Here is a 22865-nt window from a genome sequence, read left to right as displayed (position 1 = left end):
GTGGCTTGTCGTTGCGCGCGCAGTTCCCCGCGCCCCTGACGGGGTGCTTGTCCGAGCGCGATGTGCCGGTCCCGGGGCAGTTTTTCGGCAAGGGCGGGAACTTTTGCCAGTCTGGACCAGACCAATGACGTGATGCGGGGCGCTCAGCACAATGGGCCCCGCACGGCCCGGAACTCCCCACGTCAGCGAAAGGGTCTGCTCCCCCATGGTCTCCGACGACACGGCTGCGGTGACGGAACCGCTCCCCGGCCCCGCGCGGCAGCCCGGCGGCGAGCGGCGCGTCACGCTCCGCCGCGACCTCCGCGCCGCCGGACCCGACTTCGGCGTGAGCCTCCTGGTGACCGCCGCCGTCTTCGCCTTCCTGTACGCGCGGATACGGTCCGGCGCCTCCGACACCGTGAAGATCATGCCGTTCATGGAGGACGCCGACACCTTCTGGATGTACTGGCTCAGCCAGGCGTTCGGCTGGTCGGCGCTGCTGTGGGCGTACGGCACCGTCGTCATCGGGCTGCTGCTCGCCGGTCCCCGGCCCCGACGGTTCGCACGGTCCCACGCGGCGATGGAACGGCTCCACCGGACGACCAGCCTCAGCACCATCGTGCTGATGTTCGCCCACGCGCTGATGTTCGCCGCCGAACTCATCCGCTACGAAACGAAATTGAGCTGGCCGACCCGCTTCGGGAAGGCCCTCGTCGACACCTTCGTCCCCGGCGGCTACTCCTCGGGGACCGGCGAGGTCGCCATCCCCATCGGCCAGGCCGCGCTCTACGCCGCGATCCCGCTCGGCCTGCTCTTCTACTGGCGCCACCGCATCGGCGCCCGCGCCTGGCGCGCCCTGCACCGCTGCGTCATCGTCGTCTACGTCCTCAGCGTCTGGCACACCCTGCTCTACGGCACCAACGTCTGGTACGACGGCTGGCCCCGCACCGTCCTGTGGCTGCTCCAGCTCCCCCTCGCCGCGCTCTTCCTGTACCGCCTGGCCCGGCCCCTGCGGCGCGGCGAGCGGCCCGGGGGGCCCACGGGGGCACGGCAGTTGGCCCGCTGGGCGGTGCTGCTCGCGGCCGTCGCGACGCTGATCGCGCTGTGCGTGGTGCTCTGCACCGGCCGCGACGGCGGCCGGGCCAGGGCCTCAGCGCCGGGCGCGCAGGATCATGCGCGGGGCCTCCCCGTCGTAGGGGCGCCCGTCGAACCCGCCGAACGTCTCCACGTGTGAGAACCCGGCGTCCAGCAGCATCCGGCGCAGCTCCGCCGCGCTGTACATGAACCACTCCAGCCGCGCCCGGTAAGCCCGTTCGCCCCGCACCAGCACCCACTCGCTGCGGATCCGCTCGTACCCCTCCAGTGCCGTGTCGGTCTGGAAGACCAGGTCGTCGCCGTGGCGGACGAGCCTCGTGCCGTTCCCCCGGCGCACCAGCATCTCCTTGCCCGCGAGGTCGAGCAGGAGGGTGCCGCCGGGGCGCAGGCAGGCCCGCATGGCGCGCAGGACGGCGGCGTTGTCCTCCGGGTCCTCGAAGTACCCGAACGAGGTGAAGAGGTTGAGCACCACGTCGTACGCGCCGGGCTCGGCGAAGTGCCGCGCGTCGGCCTCGACCAGGCGCGGGCCCACCCCGGCGGCCCGGCACCGCTCCTCCGCGCGCTCCAGCATGGCCGGGCTGCGGTCCACGCCCGTCGTCTCGTAGCCCCGCGCGGCGAGCGGGACGGTGAACACGCCCGCGCCGCAGCACATGTCGAGCACCCGCGCGCCCGGCGGGAACGCGAGCAGCGGCGCGTCCGCGACCAGCTCGGCCGCCTGCGTGTGACGGCTCTCGGGGAAGAGGATGTCGTAGAAGTCGGTCCAGAAGTCCTCGGTGTCGAAGGTGTTCACGGAGGTGTTCATACGGGCTCCCGTTCTCGTGAGTCGCGGCAGAGGATGAGCAGGGGCGGGAGGACGGCGCACTGCGCCGCCGCCAGCAGCCAGAACAGCGGCCCGTCGCCGCCGCCCAGCGCCCCGCCGAGCACCCCGCTGGCGCACGCGCCGAGCCCGGCGGCGAGGCGCTGCCGGCCGAAGACGACGGCGTCGGAGCGGGGCGAACGGGCCAGCGCCTCCAGGTCGTTCTTCAGGAACAGCACGAGGTCGCCGAAGGTGATCAACGCCGCGCCCAGCAGGATCGCGCCGTGCGAGCCGCCGGACAGCACGGCCATGCCCGCGGCGAGCGCGGCGAAGCCGAGAGTGAGCGCGCGGCCGTAGCGCAGCCGCCCGATCCAGCCGGAGGCGAGCGGCTGGACGACGATCACCTGGAGGAAGCAGGTGAGCAGCACGAGGCTGTAGAACTCGGCGGAGGCCCGCTCGACGGCGAAGACGGCCAGGTAGTGCTGGAAGTAGAAGTAGAGGTAGAAGCTGAGGACGGTGGCGGTGAAGGGGAGCGGGGCGATGCCCCGGAGGAGACCGTTGCCGGGCGGATCGTCCGTTACGGGACCGTCCCGTGCCGGACGGTCCGTCGCCTTACGGTCCGGCAGTCGCGCGTGCCCCGCCGTCATCAGGACGAACAGCGCCGTCACGGCCACGAACAGCCCGCCGGGCGCCGACAGCACGAACGGGCCCGCGATGAGCGGGCCCAGAGCCATGCCCGCGTTCAGCGCGGCGTTGCTGACCGAGAGGAAGGCCGGGCGGCGCCCGTCGGGCACGCCGTGCACCAGGTACGCCTTGTTCGCGGGGAGGTAGAGCGCGGCCCCGCAGCACGTCAGCAGCAGCGCGACGACCGAGAGCGAGGGCCAGCGCAGTGCCGCCGCGAACGCCGCGAAGCCCGCCGCGCGCAGCGCCAGCGCCGCGACCATCGTCGTCCGCAGTCCCGCGCGTTCGGCCAGCGCGCCGCCGAAGATCCCGCCGGAGAACTGCACGAGCGAGGCGACCGCCAGCACCACGCCGACCGCGCCCATGCCCATGCCGAGCCGCTCGTGCAGGAAGACGGACATGAACGGCAGCACCATGAAGCTGCCGAGCGGGATCAGGAACGAGCTGAGCAGGAGGAAACGGACCGAGTAGGGGGTGCCCCTGAGTATCCGTCGCGGGCTGTTGGTGTTCTGTGGCTTGTCGCGCAGTTCCCCGCGCCCCTTACGGGGCACTTGTGCGGACCCGCAATGCGTTCGCTGCCGCCACCGCACGGTGCGTCGCCAGCTCCGCCGTCGGGCCCTCCGCGTAGAGGATCCCGGCGTAGCCGCGGCTGTCGGCGAGGTGTTCCAGCAGGGCGCCGGGCGGCTTCGTCGGGTACCAGCGTGGCGCGCCCGGCATCCCCGCCAGCCGGTCGAGTCCGGATACGCCGGTCAGCCTGCCGGGCCTGTCCGGGTAGCCGAGGACGAAGGCGCTCGCGGGCCCGTCGCCCGGTACGGCCGCGTCCATCAGGCCGGGCCGCGTGCCGAGCGCGGCCTCGACCATCGCCTCGTACACGTTGACGCCCAGCGCCCGGCACATGCCCTCGGCGACGAGCGCGCCGCCGATGCGCGGGTTGACCTCGACGATCTCCGGCCCGTCCACGGTGAGCGCGAACTCGACGTGCGCGAAGCGGTCGCTGTAGCCGAGCGCGGCCAGCACGCGGTCCAGCCACGCCTCCAGCTCCTCGTGCCGCCCCTCCGGGAAGGCGACGGGGAACGCGGTGATCTCCTCGCGGAACAGCGGCTCGCGTGACATCAGCCTGCTGGAGACCCCGAGCAGCCGGGTGTGCCCGTCCCAGGTGAGGGTCTCGGCGCTGTAGACCGGCCCGCTGAAGTACGGCTCGGCGAAGCGCCTGCCCTTGAGGTCCGGCGGGGACTCGGCGAGCGCCGCGCGCAGCTCGTCGGCGTCGCGCACCAGGCGTACGTTCATGCTGCCGGTGCCCGCCGTGTCCTTGAGGACGGCGGGGAAGCCGGTCTCCGCCTCGACCCGCTTCGCGAACCGGTCCGGGTCGGGGTCCTCCACCGCGCGTCCCCGGCTCAGCCCCGCCGCGTGCAGCCGCTCGCGTACGCGCGCCTTGTCGCGGGCCAGCCGCAGGACCGCCGGGTCCAGGCCGGGCAGCCCGAACCGTTCGGTCAGTTCGGCGCCCGGGAGCATCCAGGTGTCGGTGGAGCTGATGAGCGCGCGCGGCTCCGGTACGCGCGCGAGGGCACCGGCGACGGCCTCGGTGTCGAAGGTCTCGACGCGGACGACGTCCAGCGCGTCCTCGTCCAGGGACTCCAGCTCGTGGTGGTAGTAGGCGGGGTCGCGGGTCAGCAGGACGAGGCGCTCTCCCGACCGGCCGGCCGCCTCGGCCAGCCGGCCGAGGCCGAAGGTGAGCGCCTCCAGCGAGACGACCGTCATGCGGTCCGCTCCTTCTCGTGGTCCTTCTCGTGGTCGTGGTCCTGGTCATGGCCGTGGTCGTACGTCGCCCGGTCCCAGGCCATCACCGACCAGGGCATGGCCAGTTCGGCGAGCGAGCCGATCTCGGTGGGGCGGAGCCCGGCCGGGTCCGGGGCCTCCTTGTGCCGCGCGAAGACCCGGGGCACGTAGCGGTGGCCGGTGTCCGCGCCTATCACCAGGTGCAGCCGCCCCGGTTCGCGCCGCGCCTCCCAGCGGGCGACGAGGTGCGCGGCCCCCGTGGAGAGCCCGGCGAACACGGCGTGCTCGCGCAGCAGGGCCACCGTGCCCGCCATCGCGTGCGTGAAGTCGAGCCAGTGGACGGTGTCGTAGAGGTCGTGGCGGACGTTGTCGAAGGGGATCGAGGAGCCGATGCCCGCGATGATCGCCTCGGGGTCGTGGTGGTCCTCGCTGCCGAAGGTGACGCTGCCGAAGGGCTGGACGCCGACCAGGCGGACGTCCGCGAGCCGGTCGCGCAGCCGTTCGGCCAGCCCGCCGGTGGAGGCGCCGGAGCCGACGCCGCCGACGACGGTCAGCGGCCGGCCGGCCGGGAGCGCGGCGGCGAGCTTCCCGGCGATCTCGTGGTAGCCCGCGCAGTGGATCCGGTCGTGGTACTGGCGCATCCAGTGCGCGTCGGGCCGCTCGGCGAGGATCTCCTTGACGCGGGCCACGCGCAGCTTCTGGTCGAGCTTGAGGTCCTCGGACGGGGCGACCTGCTCCACCGTCGCGCCCAGGATCTCCAGTTGGGCGAGGGTCGTGGTGTCCACGGTGGTCGAGGCGACGATGTGGCAGCGGGTGCCGTAGCGGTGGCAGGCGAGCGCGAGGGCGTACGCGTAGATCCCGCTGGAGCTGTCGACGAGGGTGTGGCCCGGCCGGATCGTGCCGCGCTCCAGCAGGCCGCGGACGGCGGCCAGCGCGGAGTAGATCTTCATCGACTCGAACCGGGCCAGCACGACCCGCTCCGAGAGCCGGACCAGCAGCGGGGACTTGAGGGCTTCGGCCATGTGACGGTGGATCACCAGCAGCCTCCCTGGGCGAACGAACACTGATGCCCGAGCGTGCGGAAGAACGCGGACAGCTCACCCTTGAGCCGGGGTCCCGGGCGGTCGGCGAACAGATAGCCGGCGAGGCGGCCGGTGTGCGCGACGAACACCCCGTCGGCGGCGAACTCGTGGCGGGCGTCGAGCACGGCCTCGAACACCGCCTTGGGCAGGACCTCCTGGCCGAGCGCCGCGCTGCTCGTCGCGGCGCGCGCCACCGCGCGCGGGTCGTGCGCGGAGAAGCCCTTGAGCATGCTGTCGAGGCAGCGCCCGTACTCGGTGGAGCGCCGCCGGTAGTGGGTCAGGAGCGCCCCGGTCACGGCCTCGGTGTCGACGGTGCCGGGCTCGCGGACGTAGGCGGTGTGGAAGCGGACGGAGGTGCCCAGGCGGCGCACGACGCGGTGCCGGGCGCTGAGGTAGAGCGCGAACTCGTCGAGGAAGACGCTGTCGGCACGCTCGATCGCCGCCAGCGTGTCCACCACGGCCCCTTGGTCGTACGGGAGAGCGAGCGCCTGGAAGAGGCAGCGCAGCGCGGAGACGACGTCGGCCGTCGAACTGGCCATCCCCACCCCGACGTCCAGCTCGGAGTGGTGGTCCCAGGAGCCGGGCGGGAGCGTGTGCCCGTACCGCTCCAGGAAGAGCCGGACGGCGCGTGCGGCCTTCTCGCCGGGAGGGAGGGAAGGGGCTTTTCCGGGCTTGGCCCCGGTGGTGAAGTGGTGCCAGGAGTGGCGGTCGACGGGGAGCGACACGAGCCCGATGTGCCGCTCCCCGCCGTGTGTCACGGGTCCCTGGTACAGCTCGCCGAGGGTGCCGTGACACGTCCCGGAGAAGGTCCGGGGCGGGTACGGGTGCGGCTGCGGCGGCATGGGAGACCTTCCGTATGCGGCCCGGTCAAAGGTCCAGTCCAATATGACGTGACGGGTGCGGTTACGGAAGAGGTCGGTGAGATCGACGGTTCAGTTCCCGGCGGGCCGTGCCCCGAAGGGGCACGGGGAACTGCGCGACCGGCCACGGCGGACGCGCGCTCCGCGACGTACGGCCAGGGGCAGCCCCTTCGCGGCCCGGACCGCCGGGCACGGTCTACGCTTCGGGCACTCCGGGCCAGTTGAAGGTCGCCACAGCCCCCGCGGGCAGCTCGTACTCGGCCGACCTGCCGCCCTCCGTGAGGGAGAACCGCTTGGTGCTGTCCGTCGCGTTGAGCACGACGGCCGCACGGGAGCCGTCCGGGTTCTCGAAGACGACGTTCTGCACGCCGCCCGGCCCCTCGGTCGTGGAGCCGACGCGTCGCGCGCCCCGGTCCACGAACCGGGAGACGTGGCCCAGCGCGTAGAACTCGGCGTTCTTCGCGGCCTTGCCGCCCTCGACCTCCACGACGCCGTTGCAGCGCGTCCCGCAGTTGCCGAAGTGCGGGCCGCCCTTCGCGTCGAGCGCGAGGTTCCACAGCACGACCGTCTCGGAGCCCGAGCGCAGGCTGCGGATGACGAGGTTCTCCGTCTGCCACTTCAGGGTGTCGGGGAACGTCCGCGCCGGGTCCTCGCTGTCCGTTCCCGAGCATTCGGTGAAGAAGACCCGCGCGCCCGCGTCCCGTACCCGCTGCTGGGCCTCGGGCTGCCCGCCGTAGCAGTGGAAGGCGGCGCCCCGGACGCGGTCGAGGTCCTTCGTCTTCTCCAGGACTTCGAGCGGGTATTCGGGCTTGTCCCAGTTGTGGTCGTAGGCGAACAGCCCGGTGTCGAGCCCGGCCGCCGCCAGCTTGCCGTCCAGCACCCGGAGGAAGCCGGCCTGCTCGGCCGCGGACATGTGCGTGGAGGGGTACGTCGTCTCGAACAGCGGCTCGTTCTGCACCGTCAGCTCGTCGAGGGGCACGCCCGCGTCGGCGTACGCCCTCACCGTGCGGACCAGATAGTCCGCGTACTCCTCGTAGTGCTCGCGCGCCAGGGAGCCGCCCTCCAGCTTGCCGCCGTCCTTCATCCAGGCGGGCGGCGACCAGGGCGTGCCCATGACGCGGATGCCGGGGTTGATCCGCCGGGCCTCGCGGACGAGGGGCAGCACCTCCTTCTCGTGCCGGGCGAGGGAGAACGCGCCCTGCTGGTCCTCGTACGTGAAGTACGGCAGCTCGGCGACGAAGTCCGAGCCGCCCAGCGGCTGGCGCAGATAGTCCAGGCCGATGCCGTCGCCCCCGCCGCCGTCGCCGAAGAGGTCGGCGAGCAGCGCGTCCCGCTCGCCCTGCGGCAGGCCGCCGATCAGCCGCGCCGAGGCCTCGGTGACGGAGGCCCCCGCGCCGGTGAACTCCTGCTCCTTCGTGCCGGTGTCCACACCGATGTCGATGGGCTGCGCGCTCCCGTCGAACGCCGCGTCGTCGCCGCGCGCGAGCCGCTGCTCGCCGTCCGCCGTGGTGATCCAGACCTGGGCGGTGGTGGCCTGCGCCGCCCCGTCCGCCTGTCCGGCGGCCGTCAGGGCGACGAGGCAGGCGGCGCCGAGAAGTGCCGCTTTCCGTAGATTCCTGGGGTTTCTCGTGTGCATGCCGGGATCCTCCCGCCTCAGCCGCCGTACTCCGTCAGATACGCGACCTGGTTCGCCTTGTCGGCGGGGCCCCCGGTGCCGTTGACAACGTGCGCGATCGTGCCGGTGCCGCCGAGCGAGACCGCGACCATGTGGTGCAGCTTCACGCCCGCCGCGTCCGGCACCTCGAAGGCGCGGTCGGCGGTGACGGAGGGGTTCACGTTGAAGAAGCAGTACGAGCCCATGCCCCACGCCTCGTGGTCGGCCACCCCTTCGGCGATCTTGTACGCGGCGAAGCCCCGCGTCTCCCCGTTCATCCAGGAGCCCTGGTCCGGCGGGTCGTAGGGCATCTCGTTCTGGAAGAAGTACGTCCGGCCCCGCTCGCCGTGCCACTCGACCTGGTACTTCTGGTAGTGCTCGGCGAAGAGCCCGTAGAACGTCACGTCGTCGCCGTGGACGACCAGCCCGGTGTCGGCCGGATTGGTCTCCCAGCCGATCCCGTCCCCGTGGTCGCCGCGCCACAGCCAGGTGTGGTCGCCGATGACGTGGTTGCTGTGCACGACCAGGCTGCGGGCCGCCCGCGCGGCGTGCGGGCCGCCGATGCGGAAGAAGACGTCGTGCAGCGAGGTCGGGTCGGCCGCGTGGTCCCCGTCGGCGCCCTCCGGGCCGATCTCCATCAGCGTGGGCGAGCCCTCCTCCCCGGCGTCGACCAGGAACCCGGCGAGCTTCACGCCGTCCACGTCCGCCACGGCCATCGCGGCCTTCCCCGCCGCCGGTACGAGCGTGGCGAGCCCGAGGCCGAGCACGACGGTGCCCGCGCGGGTCACCTCGAGCGTCTCCCCGAGCCGGTAGACGCCGGGCGTCAGCAGCAGGTGCCTGCCGCCGCCCAGTGCCTCGTTCATCGCGTCCGCTGAGGTGTCCGGGGTCGCGATCAGGAAGTCGCCGAGCGGCAGCGACTCCCCCTCGGGCGCCCCGCCGTCCCAGGACGTGCCCGTCGAGCCGGTGCGCAGCGCGGGCACGAACACGGCGTACGCGCCCGCGTCGTCCACGTACAGGAACGGCTTCTCGCGCACCTTCGGCGTCTTCTCGACGCGCGTGTACGGCGGCTCGGGGAAGTCCCCGGCGGGGGCGTTCTTCGCGCCGACGAAGACCATGTTCCAGTTGGAGCCGTCCCAGCTCCCCCAGTCCGTGTTCCGCGAGAGCCACTGCTGCTGGGAGCCGGAGCGCACCTGCCCGTCGACCTTCGTGTCGGCCATCAGCCCGCCGCTGGACCAGCCGCCGTCGTCGAGCTGGAGATCGCCGCGTACGTGCATCCTGCGGTACGGCGCGGCCTGCGAGACCGCCCAGCGGTCGGCGCCGCCCTTCGGGGTGACGCTCAGGTTCTCGGCGCAGCGCCAGAAGTTCTGCGTGGCGTTCCCGTCGAACCAGTCCGCTTCCGCGTGCACCGCGCCCTTGACGGTGACGTCGTCGGGGGAGAGGCCGAGGCCCGCGATGTGGGTGTAGAAGCCGATGTTGGCGTCGATGCCGTCGTAGGTGCCGGGCTTGAAGAGCAGGGCGTGGCGGCCGTCGCCGAACTGGGCCTCTTCCTGCTTGCCGAAGATGTCGTCGAGTGTCTTCTGGATCTCGGCGATCGGCGTATCGGGCCCGAACACGTGCACGTTCGGCCCGAAGTCGGGCTCGGCCTTGTCCTTGCCGCCGGGCACGGCGTTCGCCCCGGCGGCGATCCCGAGCCCGCCGACACCGGCGGCGACGAGCCCGCTGAGGACGGTACGTCTATGTATGTGGGGGGACATGTGCGTTTCCTCTCAGGTGGTGGACGTCGTACGGGTGCGGCCCGGTGGCGGGTGCGCAGCGGGAAGAGGTGGGGTTGCCCCGTCAGGGGCGCGGGGAACTGCGCGAGCGGCCACGGCGTGCCCGCGGACTGCGACGGCGGGGCAGGGGCACCCCCTGTGCAGAGGGGAGTCAGGGGGTGCCCCCTCCTGTGGGGGGTCAGGCGGCGCGGGACCTTCTGGCGCGGTGACCGCGGACAACGTCCGCGTAGTGGTGGCCGCTCGTTTTGATCGTGCGGCGCTGCGTGCCGTAGTCGACGTGGACCAGACCGAAACGCTGCGCGTACCCGTACGCCCACTCGAAGTTGTCGAGGAGCGACCAGGCGAAATAGCCGGCCAGCGGCACCCCGGCTCGCACAGCCCGCGCGCACGCGGCGAGGTGCTCGTCCAGGTACCGGGTCCGCTCCGGGTCGTGGATCTGGCCGTCCGGCCCGACGACGTCCGGGTACGCCGAGCCGTTCTCCGTGACGTACAGGCAGCGGGCCCCGTACTCCTCGGTGATCCGGCGCAGGGTCTTCGTCAGGCCCTCGGCGTGGACCTCCCAGCCCATTCCCGTGACCGGCGTCCCGGCCGGGAGGTCGATCGGGCGGGCGTGCGGGAGAGGCCCGGACGGATCGTCGGCGGTGACGCTGCGGAAGTAGTAGTTGAGGCCGAGCCAGTCGAGCGGCGCGGCGATGGTCTCCAGGTCGCCCGCCCGCGCGGGCGGCTCCGTGCCGTACAGCTCGACCATGTCCTGCGGGTAGCCGCGCCCGTGCAGCGGGTCCATCCACCAGCGGTTGTTGTGCCCGTCGGAGCGGTACGCCGCCGCGCGGTCGGCCTCGCTGTCGGTCGCGGGGTCGCAGTGCGTGAGGTTGTTGACGATGCCGACGCGCGCGTCGGGGACGGCGGCGCGTATCGCCTGGGTGGCGAGCCCGTGCCCGAGGTGGAGGTGGAAGGAGGCGCGGACGGCCGCCGCCATGTCCGTCAGGCCGGGCGCCATCGTGCCCTCGTAGTGGCCGATCCAGGCCGAGCAGAGCGGCTCGTTGAGCGTGGCCCAGTTCTGGATACGGTCGCCGAGGCGGTCGGCGACGGCCGCCGCGTACGCCGCGAAGTGCTCGGCGGTCTCGCGCGCGGGCCAGCCGCCCCGGTCCTGGAGGGCCTGCGGCAGGTCCCAGTGGTAGAGGGTGGGGAAGGGGGTGATCCCCGCCTCCAGGAGGGCGTCGGTGAGGCGGTCGTAGAAGGCGAGCCCGCGCTCGTTGACCGTTCCGTCGCCGTCGGGGACGACGCGGGGCCAGGCGATGGAGAAGCGGTAGGCGTCCAGGCCGAGTTCGCCGAGCAGCGCGAGGTCCTCGGGCCACCGGTGGTAGTGGTCGCAGGCCACGTCGCCGGTGTCGCCGCCCGCGACCTTCCCCGGGGTGTGGCTGAAGGTGTCCCAGATGGAGGGGGAACGGCCGTCCTCGGCCGCCGCCCCCTCGATCTGGTACGCGGCCGTGGCGGCGCCCCAGACGAAGTCGGCGGGGAGCGCGGCGAGGTCGGGGCGGTGCGTGTCGCTCACGGAGTTCCTTTCGGGAGGAGAGGAAGGAGGAACAAGTGACCCGGGCGCCGGGTCACTTGACGGCACCGGCGGTGAGACCGGCGACGAGATAGCGCTGGAGCAGCAGGAACCCGGCGACGACGGGCACGCTCACCACGAGCGAGGCGGCCATGACCTGGTTCCAGTAGACCTCGGTCTGGTTGGCGTAGCCCTGGAGGCCGATCGCGAGGGTGCGGGTCGTGTCGTTCGTCATGACCGAGGCGAAGAGGACCTCGCCCCAGGCGGTCATGAACGAGTAGACGGCGACGGCGACGATGCCGGGCACGGCCGCCGGGACGACGACCCGGAAGAGCGCCCCGAGCGGCCCGCAGCCGTCGACCTGCGCGGCCTCGTCCAGGTCGCGGGGGATCGAGTCGAAGTACCCGGCGAGCATCCAGATGGACAGCGGCAGGGTGAACGTCATGTAGGTGAGGATCAGCCCGCCGCGCGAGCCGTAGAGCGCGATGCCCGTGGCGTTGCCGAGGTTGACGAAGATCAGGAAGAGGGGGAGGAGGAAGAGGATGCCCGGGAACATCTGCGTGGACAGGATGGTGACCGTGAACAGCCGCTTGCCCCGGAAGCGGTAGCGGCTGACCGCGTACGCGGCGAAGACCGCGACGACGACGGAGCAGACGGTCGCGGCGCCCGCCACGATCAAAGAGTTCATGAAGTAGCGGGCGAGCGGGATCGTGTCCCAGATGTCGGCGTACGGCTGGAGCGTGAGCCGCGTCGGGATCCAGCGGAAGCCGCCGGTCACGTCCTCAAGGGGCTTGAGGGAACTGCTCAGCATCGCGTAGAGCGGGACCGCGGCGAAGATCCCGAGCAGCGTGAGCAGGACCCTGCGCGTCCAGAGGAACGAGGGCGGCGGCGCTGTGGGGCTGCGGCGCTTCTCCCTCGGCGGGCCGCCGGGCGGGGACGAGGGGGAGGGCCCGTCGACCGAGGGCTCCGGGGTGGGCTCCGGGGGGCGCTCCAGCGAGCGGACGTCAGACATGCGGCTCCGCCTTCCCTCCGCGCTGGGTCAGCAGCAGATAGAGGCCCGTCACGACCATCAGGAACAGGAGTAGCAGCACGGACATCGCCGAGCCCGCTCCGAAGTCCCAGGTCACGAACGACGACTGGTAGATGTGCAGCGAGATCAGGTCGGCGGACTCGGGCGCCGACTTGCCGAAGAGCACGTACGGGACGTTGAAGTCGTTGAACGTCCACAGGAACAGCACCAGCAGCAGGACGAGGTTGACGGGGCGCAGCGAGGGCAGCGTGACGTGGCGTATCTGCCGCCAGATCCCGGCGCCGTCCATCTGCGCGGCCTCGTAGACGTCGCGGGGGATGTTCTGGAGCGCGGCCGTCAGCATGAGGAACGCGAACGGCCAGGTGCGCCACACGGACACCACGACGAGCGAGACGAAGCTGTTGTCGCCGACGAGCCAGAACGAGGGCGAGTCGGTGAGGCCCAACTGCTCGTGCAGCACGTGGTTCACGAGCCCCGTGTCGCGCTGGAGCATGAACGACCAGGTGATGACGGCGGCGTACACCGGCAGCGCGTACGGCGTGAGGAACAGCGCCCGCAGCAGGCCCCGCCCCCGGAAGCTGTCCTGCATCAGGATCGCCGCCGTCACCCCCAGCAGCCAGGCCAGCCCGACCGCCAGCACCGTGAAGGCGCAGGTGAGGGCGAAGGAGCGGAGCAGGGCCTCGCCGACGGGGGCGTTGACGTCCACGGCGACGCTGAAGTTGTCGAGCCCCGCCCAGGGCGCGGCGCCCCACTCCCGGATGTACTCCTGCGTCAGCTCCTTGAACGCCATCACGATGCCGATGGCCATCGGCACGAGGTGGATGAGGAGTTCGAGGGCCAGCGCGGGCAGCAGCAGGAGGTAGGGGAGGCCGCCGCGCCGGACGCGTTCGACGAGAGCGCTCATGGCCGGCGGCTCACTTGCGCATCTGCTGCTGGGCCTTGGTGAGGCGTTCCTTCACCGAGGCGGTGGACACGGTGCGGCCCGCGGCGGCGTCCGCGAACATCTCCTTCATCGCGGTCCCGACGAGCGTCTCGAACTGCGACTCGTTCGGCACCTGCGGCAGCGGGGCCGCGCTGTCGGCGAGGACCTCGCGCATGATCTTCTCGTCGGGGTCGCGCGGGGCGGCCTTCTGGGCCTCCAGATTGGGGGAGAGGGCCCCGTAGGCGCGGGTGAGGACCTTCTGCTCGGCGGTGGAGGTCATGAACTTCACGAACTTCAGGGCGCCGTCCGTGTTGTCGGTGTTCTTGAAGACCGCGAGGTTGATGCCCGCGACCATCGAGGTGACCTTCCGCCCGGCGGGCGGCTTCGCGCTCTGCAGCGGTACGGGCGCGAGACCGTACTCGGAGGTCTTCATCCCGTTGGCGAGCAGCGAGGAGCGGGCGGCCTGCCACAGCAGCATGCTGGCCTTGCCGGTGGCGAAGTCCTTCACGGACTGGCGCTGGGCGTACTCGGCGTTGCCCTTGGCGGCGATCTTGTCGCGGGCGACGAAGTCGACGTACTGCTTGACGGCCTTGACGTTGCCCGGCTTGTCGAAGGTCGGCTTGCCCTCGGAGTCGAAGAAGTCGGCGCCGTGCTGCTTGGCGAAGACGAAGGCGTGGTGGGAGTTCTCCACGGGGTCGCCGCCCTCGACGGCGAGGCCCTGCCGCCCGTCCTTCGTGAGCTTCTTGCCGTCCTCGACCAGCTCGTCCCAGGTGGCGGGCGGCTTGTAGATGCCCGCCTCCTCGAAGTGCTTCTTGTTGTAGTAGAGCGCGTAGGTGAGGGAGTAGAGCGGGACGGCCGCGGGGGCCTTGCCCTTGGCTCCGGTGGCGGCGAGCGCGGCGGGGCTGAAGCGGTCCTTGCCGCCGACCTTGGCGAGGGTCTTGTCGTCGAACGGCAGCAGCGAGCCGCCCTTCTGGAGCGACGAGGACCAGGTGTTGCCGATGTTGAGCACATCGGGGCCCTGGCCGGAGGAGGCGGCGGCGAGGATCCGGTCCAGGAGGCTGGACCAGGGGATGACCTCCAGCTTGACCTTGATGCCGGTCTGCTTCTCGAACTTCCTCAGCTCCGGGGTGAGCACCTTCTTGTCGTGCTCCAGGCTGGTCCCCTGGTTGGTCGCCCAGTAGGTCAGCTCCTTGGGCTTGGCGTTGCTGCCCTCGCTGTCGGTGGCGGTGCCGCCGCCGCAGCCCGCGGCCGCGAGGACGGAGAGGGCGGCTGCGGCTGCCACTGCGGGCTTCGCGGGTGTACGGAATCTGCGCATGGTCGTGGTGGCCCCTCCGGGAGGCGGACGTTAAGGCTTGAACACGGCTCGCTCTTAACTCGGAGCGTGAGTTAAGTAGTGAAATAAGTGGCCGTCAAGACGTCACGCACAGGTAAGTTCAGGCGGGGAAGGGAGCCACATGCCCGTAGGGAACCTGGGGAACCGGCGGACCGTGCGCGATCTGCGCCGTACGAACCGCGCCACACTGCTACGACATCTGTACTTCGAGGGCCCGCTGAGCCGCCAGGAGTTGGGCCCCGCGACGGGCCTCAGCTCCGGCTCGGTCAGCAACGTCACCTCCGGGCTGCTGACCGAAGGGCTGCTGGAGGAGGCGGGTTCCGTCGACTCCGACGGGGGCCGCCCGCGCACCCTGCTGCGGGTCGCCGCGCGGGCCGGATCGCTCATCGGCGTCGATGTCGGGGAAACGGGCGTACGTGTTGAACTCTTTGACATATCCCTCATGGAGCAGGCCCGCGCCGAATACCCCCTGCGGGCCGAGGACCGCGGGCACGAGGTCACCCACGTCGCCCGGCTGATCGCCGAGGGCCTGGCGGCCGTACGGGCGTCCGAGGACCCGGAGATCCCCCTCCTCGGCGTCGGCATCGGCGTCCCCGGCATCGTCGAACGCGACCCGGCACGCGGCGGCGCCGTCGTCCACGGCCAGACGGTCGGCTGGGACGCGGTCCCCCTGGAAGCCCTGCTGAGAGAGGAGACGGGCCTCCCGCCCGCTGTCCCCCTCTTCATCTCCAACGGCGCCAAGACGCTGGGCCAGGCCGAGATGTGGTTCGGCGCCGGACGCGGCGCCCAGGACGCGGTCGTCGCGCTCCTCGGCTCGGGCGTCGGCGCGAGCGTCGTCACCCACGGCAGCGCGTACGGCGGCGCCTCGCGCGGCGCCGCCGAGTGGGGCCACACGACGGTCCAGCTCCGCGGCCGCCCCTGCCGCTGCGGGGCGCGCGGCTGCCTGGAGGCGTACGTGGGCGCCGAGTCGATCCTCGACCGCTGGCGCGGCCCGCGCCGCCACGGCGCCGGCGAGGAATCCGACCTCGCCGAACTCCTCGCCTCCCGCACCCCCGAGGCCGACGCGGTCCTCGCGGAGACCGCCGAGTACCTGGGCGCGGGCATCGCCGACCTCGTCAACCTCTACAGTCCCGAACGCATCGTCCTCGCCGGCTGGGCCGGACTCCTGCTGGGCCCCCGCCTCCTCCCCGCGATCCGCGAGTCCGTCACCGCCTACGCCCTCCACCACCCGGCGTCCCGCACGACCCTCGCCCTCGGCGAACTGGGCCCCGACGCGGTCACGGTAGGCGCCGCGACCCTCCCCCTGAGCCGCTTCCTCGACGCGGGCGGGATCCGGACTCCGGACCCCGCCCCGTCGGGGTGAAGGCCGTCAGGCCGTGGGTTGCTGGTCCTGGAGGCGCAGGAGGGAGGTGGTGAGTTGGTCGAGGTCTTCCTTGGTGTTGTAGAGGGCGAGGGAGGCGCGGGTGGCGGACTCCAGGTTGTAGTGGCGGAGGGCCGGCTGGGCGCAGTGGTGGCCCGCGCGGACGGCGATGCCGTCGTTGTCGAGCCAGGCCGCCGTCTCCTCGGGGGTGCACCCGGCGAGGGTGAACGTGAGAACGCCGACCTTCTGGGCCGCCGGGCCGATCAGCTCCAGGCCGGGGACGGTGCCGAGGGCCTGGTGGGCGTACTCCGTCAGCGCCGTCTCGTAGGCGGCGACGGCCTCGCGGTCGAAGCCCGAGAGCCAGTTGAGGGCGGAGAGGAGGCCGACGACGCCGCCTATGTGGCCCGTGCCCGCCTCGAAGCGGTGCGGGACGGGCGCGAAGGCCGTACGGGCGAAGGTGACGTCCTCGATCATGTTGCCGCCGCCCTGCCAGGGGCGCATCGTCTCCAGGACCTCGGGCTTGGCGTAGAGCGCGCCGATGCCCGTGGGGCCGAAGATCTTGTGCCCCGAGAAGGCGTAGAAGTCGGCGTCCAGTTCGGTGACGTCCACCGGGAGGTGGGCGACCGCCTGGGCGCCGTCGACCAGCACCTTCGCGCCGTAACGGTGGGCCAGCGCCGTCATCTCGCGGACGGGGGAGATCGTGCCCAGGACGTTCGACGCGTGGCTGATCGCGACCAGTTGGGTGCGGTACGAGAGCAGGTCGGCGAAGGTGTCCTGGTCGATCGTGCCCTCGGGCGTGAGCGGCACGGGGACGACCCGCGCCCGGCGTTCGGCGGCGAGCTGCTGCCAGGGGACGATGTCCGAGTGGTGCTCCAGGACGGGCACCAGGATGTCGTCCCCGGGGCCGACGTGGGCGCGGCCCCAGCTCTGCGCCACGAGGTTGACCGCCTCGGTGGTGCCGCGTACGAAGACGACGCTGTCGGGGGAGGGCGCGCCGAGGAAGTCCGCGACCGCCGCGCGTCCCGCCTCGTACGCCTCCGTCGCCTCGCGGGCCATGGTGTGCGCGCCGCGGTGGATGTTGGAGTTGGCCGCGCTGTAGTACGTGCCGAGCATCTCGATGACCTGGCGGGGCTTCTGCGTGGTCGCGGCGTTGTCGAGCCAGACCAGCGGGTGCCCGTTCACGGTCCGGTGGAGCGCGGGCACGTCCGCGCGCGCCGCCTCCGGGGTGAACCCTCCCGCGGGCGGGGGGATCAGCGACGGGGACTCGGGGGCCGTTGCCGGGGAAACGGGCTGCGCCGGGACCTCCGCCCTCACCTCCGCCGGGACCTCGGGCGGCGCCTCCGCGGGGACCGCGGCCGTCGAGGGGACCGGGGGCGTGAGCGCGGTGACCGGAGTGGTGGGCGTGAGCGTGGGGTTGGGACGGGGAGAGAGGCCGCCCAGCAGGTCAGGAGTAGTCATGGTAGATGCCCACCTCGACGTTCTGGAGCACGGCGATGGCGTCCTCGACGAGGACCGCCGCGTTGAAGTACGCCGTCATCAGATACGAGGTGATGCCCTTGCTGTCGACGCCCATGTTCTTCATGGACAGGCCCGGTTCGATCTCGTCGGGCACGCCGGACGGGCGCAGGCCCACCACACCGCGCTCGGCCTCGCCGGTGCGGATGAGCAGGATCTCCGAGGTGCCGGCGCCCGCCGGGCCGGTCAGCCGGACCTTGTCGGAGGGCAGGAGGGGCACGCCGCGCCAGGTGAGCAGCGGGCTGCCGAAGCGTGAGTCGATCACCGGGGGCACGCCCCGGCGCGTACACTCCCGGCCGAACGCGGCGATGGCCCGGGGGTGGGCGATGAAGTACCCGGGCTGCTTCCACACCCGCGACAGCAGCTCGTCCAGGTCGTCGGGGGTGGGCGGGCCGCCGAGGGTCTGGACGCGCTGCCCGGCCGGGACGTTGTGGAAGAGGCCGAAGTCCCGGTGGTTGAGGATCGACCACTCCTGGCGCTCGCGCAGCGCCTGCACGGTCAGGTCGGCCTGGGTGCGGGTCTGGTCCATGGGCTCGTTGTAGAGGTCCGAGACCCGGGTGTGGACGCGCAGCATGGTCTGCGCGAGCGTCATGTGGTACTCGCGGGGCGCGTCCTCGTACTCGACGTACGTGCCCGGGAGGTCCGGCTCCCCGGTGTGCCCGGCGGCCAGTTCGCAGGGCACCTCGGCGCCCGGGGCAGGCCGGTCGGCCGAGGTGTAGGCCTGGAGGGAGGAGTGCAGCGCCGGGTCCCCGTCGGCGACCCGGGCGAGCGCCGAGCGGTCCAGGCACAGGGCCGTGCCCGAGGTGATGGCCTTGACCTGGTACGGCATGGGCTCGGAGCGGCTCCACGCGTCCAGGTCGAAGTACTGGCCGTCGCCGATGACCTCGATCAGCGCGTCGTCCCCGTACCGCCCGCAGGCCCGCTTCTCCGCGCGGCCGTGCACCAGCACCCACAGCTTCTCGGCGGAGGCGCCCTCGGCGACCAGCTCCTGGCCCGCCTCGAAGGAGACCTCCTCGAAGGCCTCGGCGAGCTGGGAGAGGGCGGTGCCGTCGGCCTCGCGCAGATAGGGGATCTCGCGCAGGTCCTCGGGCAGGACGCGGCGGTCGCCGTCCTGGGTGTACGTGCTGATGCGGTCGTCGCCGAGCACGAAGGAGCGGCGGCGGTTGACGCGGTAGACACCGGCCTCGACGTCGACCCAGGGCAGGGCGCGCAGGACGTAGCGCGGGGTGATGCCGCGCATCTGGGGGTGGGTCTTGGTGGCGGTGGCCAACTGCCGTGCGACATCGGGGCTGAGGCTCAAACGGTCGGACATGGGCGGAATCCTCCGGGAACCGAGTGCGGATGGATTGCCGCCCGATCGTCCGGTTGGCCGCCGGAACTCACAAGGGGCCACCTTGCCCTCACGGTCCGGAAACATTCGAAAGGGAGAACGCACAAATATGTGAAGGTTAGACCGGGTTGGGCCGACCACTCGCCTGGCCTCGGCAGGGACACGGGGCACCTTCCCCCGGCACGTGCCGGACGCAATCGGCCGTCCCTCCCGGTCACGGGGAAATCAGGGAGAAACGGCCGGTTCACGTACCGGGGGAGAGGCCTAGGATTCCGGCACCCCCGGCGCCCCCGGTACCCCCAGCAGCACCGCCCACCGCTCCAGTGCGGGTTCCTCGGCCAGGTCCGCGTAGGCGACCTCGCCCGCCTGGTCCGCGTGGTCGCGCCGCCAGCGCTGGAGGAGGGACATCAGCCGGACCGAGTCGAGGCCGTAGTCGACCAGGTTCTCGTCCTCGGGGATGTCCGCCGGGTCCTCGCCCAGCGCGTCGGCGACGTCGGCCCTGAGCCGTGCGCGTGTGAGTGCCGTGAGTGCCATGGTCGTGTGCCCTACTTTCCCTCGGAGCTGTCGAAGACGGTCGCGGCCGTGGTGACGACGGCGCAGCGGCCCGCCGCCCAGCGCAGGGCCTGCGCGTGCTCGCCGGCCGAGAAGTCGGCCACCGCGTCGGCGACCACGAACGCCTGGATGTCCCGCATCCACGCGTCGGCCGCCGTCATCAGCACCCCGATGTGCGCGTAGACCCCGACGAGCACGAGCTGGTCCCGGCCCAGCGCGCGCATCCGCTCCTCCAGGTCCGTACGGACGAAGCCGCTGTACTTCCACTTGGTGAGCACCGCGTCGTCCGGGCCCGGAGCGACCTCGTCCGCGACGGCCTCCGCGTGCGGGTCCGCGGGCAGCCCGGGGCCCCAGAAGTCCTGCTGGAGCCCCCGCTCCTCGGGCGTCTGGCCGCCGCGCTGCGCGGTGTAGAGGACGGGCACGCCGAGGCGGCCCGCGGTCTCCTTCAGCGCGGCGACGTTGGCCAGGAGCGCGGGGACGGGCGCGCGGTCGCGTTCGTACGCCGACAGGAAGTGGTTCTGGAGGTCGTGCACGAGCAGCACGGCGCGGGACGGGTCGGCGGTCCAGCCGACGCGGTTGGCGGGCAGCTCGGCCGCCGTGGGCAGCGGATACGGGGTGATGGCGGGCAGGGCCATGGGGCGCGGGGTCCTTCGTCGTTCAGCGGGTGTGGTCGGTCGCGGCGTCGGTGACGGTCGCGGCGTCGGCGCGCAGGTCCTTCTTGGAGATCTTGCCGACGCCCGTCTGCGGGAAGGCGTCCACGAACTCGACGCGGTCCGGCACCTTGTAGGCGGCCAGCCCCCGCGCGCGCACGAACTTCTTCAGCTCCACGGGCCTCGGGCGCTCGCCCTCGGCGGCCCCGGCGCGCAGGATCACGTACGCGCGGGTGCGCTCGCCCAGGTACGGGTCGGGCTCGGCGACGACGTTCGCGTCGTGCACGGCGGGGTGGGCGAGGAGGTGGTTCTCGACCTCCTCGGCGGCGATCTTCTCGCCGCCCCGGTTGATCTGGTCCTTGGCCCGCCCCTCGACCACGAGGTGCCCGGTCGGGGTGAGGCGTACGACGTCGCCGGTGCGGTAGAAGCCGTCGGCGGTGAACGAACGGGCGTTGTGCTCCGGCGCGTTCCAGTAGCCCCGGATCGTGTACGGGCCCCGGGTGAGGAGGTGCCCGGTGGCGCCGACGGGCAGGTCGTTGTCCTCGTCGTCCACGACGCGGATCTCGTCGTCGGGGGAGATCGGCCGCCCCTGCGTGGTGACGACGGTCTCCTCGGGGTCGTCCAGGCGGGTGTAGTTGACCAGCCCCTCGGCCATGCCGAACACCTGCTGGAGGGTGCAGCCCAGCGCGGGCCGTACACGCCGCGCGGCCTCCTCGCTGAACTTGGCGCCGCCCACCAGCAGTACCTGGAGGCTCCCGAGGTCGTAACGGGCCTCGGGCGCCGCCTCCGTCCACACCAGCGCGAGCGGCGGCACGAGCCCGGTGAGGGTGACCCCCTCGCGCTCGATGAGCGGAAAGGCGGTGTCGGGATTGGGGTCCGGGCACATCACGACGCGGGCCCCGGCGTAGAGCGCGCCGAGCGAACCCGGCGAGGAGAGCGTGAAGTTGTGCGCGGCCGGGAGGACGCAGAGGAAGACGCTCTCCTCGTCCACGCCGCAGATCTCGTTCGAGCCCCGCAGCGAGTAGATGTAGTCGTCGTGGGTGCGCGGGATCAGCTTGGGGACGCCCGTGCTGCCGCCGGAGAGCTGAAGGAACGCCAGCTCGTGCGGCGCGGGCCCGGCGAGGTCCGCCGGGTCGGCGGCCGGTTCCGTGCGCAGCGCGGCCAGCGGCTCGAACGGCCCCGGGTCACCGTCCCCGGCGACGAACACGTGCCGCAGCGTGGGCACGTCGGCCTTCGTCCGCGCGGCCAGCTCACGGTAGTCGTACCCGCCGTGCGCCGCCGCGATCACGTACGCGGCGGCGCCGGTGAACGAGCAGAAGTACGCGATCTCCGTCTCCCGGTGCGCGGGCAGCGCGAAGACGGGGAGGGCGCCGATCCGGAAGAGGGCGAAGATCACCTCGAAGAACTCGGCGATGTTCGGGAGCTGGACGACGACCCGGTCGCCCCTGCCGATGCCCCGCGCGAGCAGCCCGGCCGCGAGCCGGTCGGCGCGCCGGTCCAGCTCCGCGTACGTCCAGCGGTGCCCGGACGCGGGATCGACGACCGCGAGCCGCCCGGGGTGAACCGCGGCCCGGTCACGCAGCACCTGCCCGAAGGTCTCCCCACCCCACCACCCGGCAGCGCGGTATCGCTCCGCGAACTCGGCGGGCCAGGTGGGCGCGAGGGCGTCGGGCCTCCCGCCCGTAAGCGTGCGGCTCACAGCGAGGCTCCCACCGCGTCGAGGAATGTGCGGAACTTGGCCGCGGTCTCCGCGACCTCGGCGTCCGGTTCGGAGGCGGCGACGATGCCCGCCCCGGCGTAGAGGCGGAGCTTCCGTTCGGCGGCTTCGGCGCAGCGCAGGGTGACGACCCACTCGCCGTCGCCCTCCGCGTCGCCCCAGCCGACCATGCCGGTGTAGAGGCCCCGGTCGAACGGCTCGGTGTCCGCGATCACCCGGCGCGCGGTGTCCACCGGCGTGCCGCACACGGCGGGCGTGGGATGCAGCGCGCAGGCCAGCTCCAGCGCGGAGGCGTGCGGTTCGGCCAGGGTGCCGGTGACCGTCGTGGACAGGTGCCACATGGCGGCCGTACGGATGAGGGTCGGCTTCGCGGGCACGTCGAGGGCGGCGCAGTGCGGGGCGAGCGCCTGGTGCACGGCGTCCACGACGACCGCGTGCTCGTGCAGGTCCTTCGAGGACTGGAGGAGGGCCGCTGCCCGGCGCACGTCCTCGGCGAGGTCGGCGCTGCGCGGGATCGAGCCCGCGAGGGGGTTGGCGACGACGCGCTCGCCGCGCCGGGAGACGAGGAGTTCGGGGCTGGCGCCCAGCAGCGTACGGTCGCCCGTGGCGTCCGCCGGGAGCGCGAACGTATAGCCGGACGGGTCGCGGCGGGCGAGCCGCTGGAGCATCGCGGGGACGTCGAGCGGGGCGCGCGAGGTGAGTTCGAGGGTGCGGCTGAGCACGACCTTGCTGAACTCGCCGCGCCACATGCGCGCGACGGCGGCGGCCACGCCCTCCCCGTACGCCTCCGGGTCGGGCACCGCGCGGATCCGCCAGTCCGCGGCGTCCGCGGGCGCCGCGGAGGGCAGCGCGATGAGCGGGTCGGCGGTCAGCGGGGGAGCGGTCCGTACGTCCTCGGGGACCGCGAGCACGGCGGGCGCGGTCTGGTCGAACGGGATCGCGCCCATCACGAGCGGCGCCCGGTGCCCGGCGGCGCGGGCCTCGGCGAGCGTGGCCTCGACTCTGTGCGGCAGGGGATCCGCGCCGTGCGGCACGGGTCTGTGCACGCCGTATGCCAGGAGCGTGCGGGTGGGGGTGGCGAGGAAGCGGGCGCCGGGGGTGTAGGCGTCCAGCAGCGAGGTGGCCGCTCCCACGGCGGGGTGGGCCGGGTCGGCCAGGGTGACGTGCGTGGCGACATCAGGGACCGTCGACACGGGGCGCTCCAATGCTCGG

At 72.5% G+C, this 22865-nt stretch carries 18 protein-coding genes and 1 pseudogene; 2 read left to right on the top strand and 17 right to left on the bottom strand.

Going from position 1 to position 22865, the window contains the following annotated elements; all coding sequences use genetic code 11:
- The first annotated feature begins 205 nt into the window (after nucleotides 1-205).
- Nucleotides 206-1213 (top strand): ferric reductase-like transmembrane domain-containing protein, encoded by a 1008-nt coding sequence (locus ABD343_RS23990; RefSeq protein WP_344531385.1) that lies wholly within the window; start codon nucleotides 206-208, stop codon nucleotides 1211-1213.
- Here ABD343_RS23990 and ABD343_RS23985 read toward each other — a convergent pair.
- The 11 genes and pseudogenes from ABD343_RS23985 to ABD343_RS23935 all read right to left on the bottom strand — a co-directional run bounded on the left by ABD343_RS23985 (nucleotide 1130) and on the right by ABD343_RS23935 (nucleotide 14511).
- Complete coding sequence (locus ABD343_RS23985; protein WP_344531384.1) at nucleotides 1130-1876, bottom strand: class I SAM-dependent methyltransferase; 747 nt, start codon at nucleotides 1874-1876, stop codon at nucleotides 1130-1132. The genes ABD343_RS23990 and ABD343_RS23985 overlap by 84 nt on opposite strands.
- The gene (locus tag ABD343_RS23980; RefSeq protein WP_344531383.1) at nucleotides 1873-3102 is read right to left on the bottom strand and encodes an MFS transporter; all 1230 of its coding nucleotides are present in this window, start codon (nucleotides 3100-3102) and stop codon (nucleotides 1873-1875) included. Before ABD343_RS23980 ends, ABD343_RS23985 begins: the two co-directional genes overlap by 4 nt.
- Nucleotides 3092-4309 carry an ATP-grasp domain-containing protein gene (locus ABD343_RS23975; RefSeq protein ID WP_344531382.1) on the bottom strand — a complete coding sequence of 406 codons (1218 nt, stop codon included), beginning with the start codon at nucleotides 4307-4309 and terminating at the stop codon, nucleotides 3092-3094. The genes ABD343_RS23980 and ABD343_RS23975 overlap by 11 nt, the downstream gene beginning before the upstream one ends.
- Nucleotides 4306-5349 carry a cysteine synthase family protein gene (locus ABD343_RS23970; protein WP_425578289.1) on the bottom strand — a complete coding sequence of 348 codons (1044 nt, stop codon included), beginning with the start codon at nucleotides 5347-5349 and terminating at the stop codon, nucleotides 4306-4308. Before ABD343_RS23970 ends, ABD343_RS23975 begins: the two co-directional genes overlap by 4 nt.
- 11 nt (nucleotides 5350-5360) lie before the next feature.
- Nucleotides 5361-6167, bottom strand: coding sequence for a GHMP family kinase ATP-binding protein (locus ABD343_RS23965; protein ID WP_344531380.1), 807 nt, complete (start codon nucleotides 6165-6167; stop codon nucleotides 5361-5363).
- A gap of 298 nt (nucleotides 6168-6465) precedes the next feature.
- Nucleotides 6466-7905 carry a glycoside hydrolase family 30 protein gene (locus ABD343_RS23960; RefSeq protein WP_344531379.1) on the bottom strand — a complete coding sequence of 480 codons (1440 nt, stop codon included), beginning with the start codon at nucleotides 7903-7905 and terminating at the stop codon, nucleotides 6466-6468.
- A gap of 17 nt (nucleotides 7906-7922) precedes the next feature.
- A complete protein-coding gene (locus ABD343_RS23955; RefSeq protein WP_344531378.1) occupies nucleotides 7923-9677 on the bottom strand; it encodes a coagulation factor 5/8 type domain-containing protein in 1755 nt (584 codons plus the stop codon).
- 196 nt (nucleotides 9678-9873) lie between these two features.
- Entirely contained in the window at nucleotides 9874-11247 is a 1374-nt protein-coding gene (locus ABD343_RS23950) for a GH1 family beta-glucosidase (RefSeq protein WP_344531377.1), read from the bottom strand.
- A 52-nt stretch (nucleotides 11248-11299) separates the two neighbouring features.
- Nucleotides 11300-12256: a carbohydrate ABC transporter permease gene (locus ABD343_RS23945; RefSeq protein WP_344531376.1), complete on the bottom strand. Its 957-nt coding sequence runs from the start codon at nucleotides 12254-12256 to the stop codon at nucleotides 11300-11302.
- Nucleotides 12249-13163: pseudogene (locus tag ABD343_RS23940) on the bottom strand (carbohydrate ABC transporter permease); the annotation flags it as partial. The pseudogene ABD343_RS23940 and the gene ABD343_RS23945, both read right to left, overlap by 8 nt.
- A 25-nt stretch (nucleotides 13164-13188) precedes the next feature.
- Nucleotides 13189-14511: an ABC transporter substrate-binding protein gene (locus ABD343_RS23935; RefSeq protein ID WP_344531375.1), complete on the bottom strand. Its 1323-nt coding sequence runs from the start codon at nucleotides 14509-14511 to the stop codon at nucleotides 13189-13191.
- Nucleotides 14512-14650: 139 nt separating this feature from the next.
- Here ABD343_RS23935 and ABD343_RS23930 point away from each other — a divergent pair, with 139 nt between their 5' ends.
- Nucleotides 14651-15892 (top strand): ROK family protein, encoded by a 1242-nt coding sequence (locus ABD343_RS23930; protein ID WP_344531374.1) that lies wholly within the window; start codon nucleotides 14651-14653, stop codon nucleotides 15890-15892.
- 6 nt (nucleotides 15893-15898) lie between these two features.
- On the opposite strand, the gene ABD343_RS23925 is transcribed toward ABD343_RS23930, so the two are convergent.
- From ABD343_RS23925 to dhbC, 6 genes are all read right to left on the bottom strand, one after another.
- On the bottom strand, nucleotides 15899-17347 hold the full coding sequence (locus tag ABD343_RS23925) for a SufS family cysteine desulfurase (RefSeq protein WP_344531373.1): 1449 nt from the start codon (nucleotides 17345-17347) through the stop codon (nucleotides 15899-15901).
- Entirely contained in the window at nucleotides 17334-18716 is a 1383-nt protein-coding gene (locus ABD343_RS23920) for a family 2B encapsulin nanocompartment shell protein (RefSeq protein ID WP_344531372.1), read from the bottom strand. Before ABD343_RS23920 ends, ABD343_RS23925 begins: the two co-directional genes overlap by 14 nt.
- Before the next feature lie 282 nt (nucleotides 18717-18998).
- A complete protein-coding gene (locus ABD343_RS23915) occupies nucleotides 18999-19268 on the bottom strand; it encodes a phosphopantetheine-binding protein (protein WP_344531371.1) in 270 nt (89 codons plus the stop codon).
- Between the two features lie 11 nt (nucleotides 19269-19279).
- On the bottom strand, nucleotides 19280-19921 hold the full coding sequence (locus tag ABD343_RS23910) for an isochorismatase family protein (protein ID WP_344531370.1): 642 nt from the start codon (nucleotides 19919-19921) through the stop codon (nucleotides 19280-19282).
- Nucleotides 19922-19943: 22 nt separating this feature from the next.
- Complete coding sequence (locus ABD343_RS23905; protein WP_344531369.1) at nucleotides 19944-21635, bottom strand: (2,3-dihydroxybenzoyl)adenylate synthase; 1692 nt, start codon at nucleotides 21633-21635, stop codon at nucleotides 19944-19946.
- Nucleotides 21632-22846: an isochorismate synthase DhbC gene (gene dhbC, locus ABD343_RS23900; protein WP_344531368.1), complete on the bottom strand. Its 1215-nt coding sequence runs from the start codon at nucleotides 22844-22846 to the stop codon at nucleotides 21632-21634. The genes ABD343_RS23905 and dhbC overlap by 4 nt, the downstream gene beginning before the upstream one ends.
- Nucleotides 22847-22865: the final 19 nt, after the last annotated feature.

Origin of the sequence: Streptomyces albiaxialis, from assembly GCF_039530985.1 — a bacterium.
Lineage (GTDB): Bacteria > Actinomycetota > Actinomycetes > Streptomycetales > Streptomycetaceae > Streptomyces > Streptomyces albiaxialis.
The sequence above is the reverse complement of the archived record's forward strand: the minus strand, read 5'-3'. Positions and strand labels throughout refer to the sequence as shown.

Coding starts and splice junctions, on each gene's coding strand:
- ABD343_RS23990 (WP_344531385.1), top strand. CDS start 206: ATGGTCTCCGACGACACGGCTGCGGTGACGGAACCGCTCCCCGGCCCC.
- ABD343_RS23985 (WP_344531384.1), bottom strand. CDS start 1,876: ATGAACACCTCCGTGAACACCTTCGACACCGAGGACTTCTGGACCGAC.
- ABD343_RS23975 (WP_344531382.1), bottom strand. CDS start 4,309: ATGACGGTCGTCTCGCTGGAGGCGCTCACCTTCGGCCTCGGCCGGCTG.
- ABD343_RS23970 (WP_425578289.1), bottom strand. CDS start 5,349: ATGGCCGAAGCCCTCAAGTCCCCGCTGCTGGTCCGGCTCTCGGAGCGG.
- ABD343_RS23960 (WP_344531379.1), bottom strand. CDS start 7,905: ATGCACACGAGAAACCCCAGGAATCTACGGAAAGCGGCACTTCTCGGC.
- ABD343_RS23955 (WP_344531378.1), bottom strand. CDS start 9,677: ATGTCCCCCCACATACATAGACGTACCGTCCTCAGCGGGCTCGTCGCC.
- ABD343_RS23945 (WP_344531376.1), bottom strand. CDS start 12,256: ATGTCTGACGTCCGCTCGCTGGAGCGCCCCCCGGAGCCCACCCCGGAG.
- ABD343_RS23935 (WP_344531375.1), bottom strand. CDS start 14,511: ATGCGCAGATTCCGTACACCCGCGAAGCCCGCAGTGGCAGCCGCAGCC.
- ABD343_RS23930 (WP_344531374.1), top strand. CDS start 14,651: ATGCCCGTAGGGAACCTGGGGAACCGGCGGACCGTGCGCGATCTGCGC.
- ABD343_RS23925 (WP_344531373.1), bottom strand. CDS start 17,347: ATGACTACTCCTGACCTGCTGGGCGGCCTCTCTCCCCGTCCCAACCCC.
- ABD343_RS23920 (WP_344531372.1), bottom strand. CDS start 18,716: ATGTCCGACCGTTTGAGCCTCAGCCCCGATGTCGCACGGCAGTTGGCC.
- ABD343_RS23915 (WP_344531371.1), bottom strand. CDS start 19,268: ATGGCACTCACGGCACTCACACGCGCACGGCTCAGGGCCGACGTCGCC.
- ABD343_RS23910 (WP_344531370.1), bottom strand. CDS start 19,921: ATGGCCCTGCCCGCCATCACCCCGTATCCGCTGCCCACGGCGGCCGAG.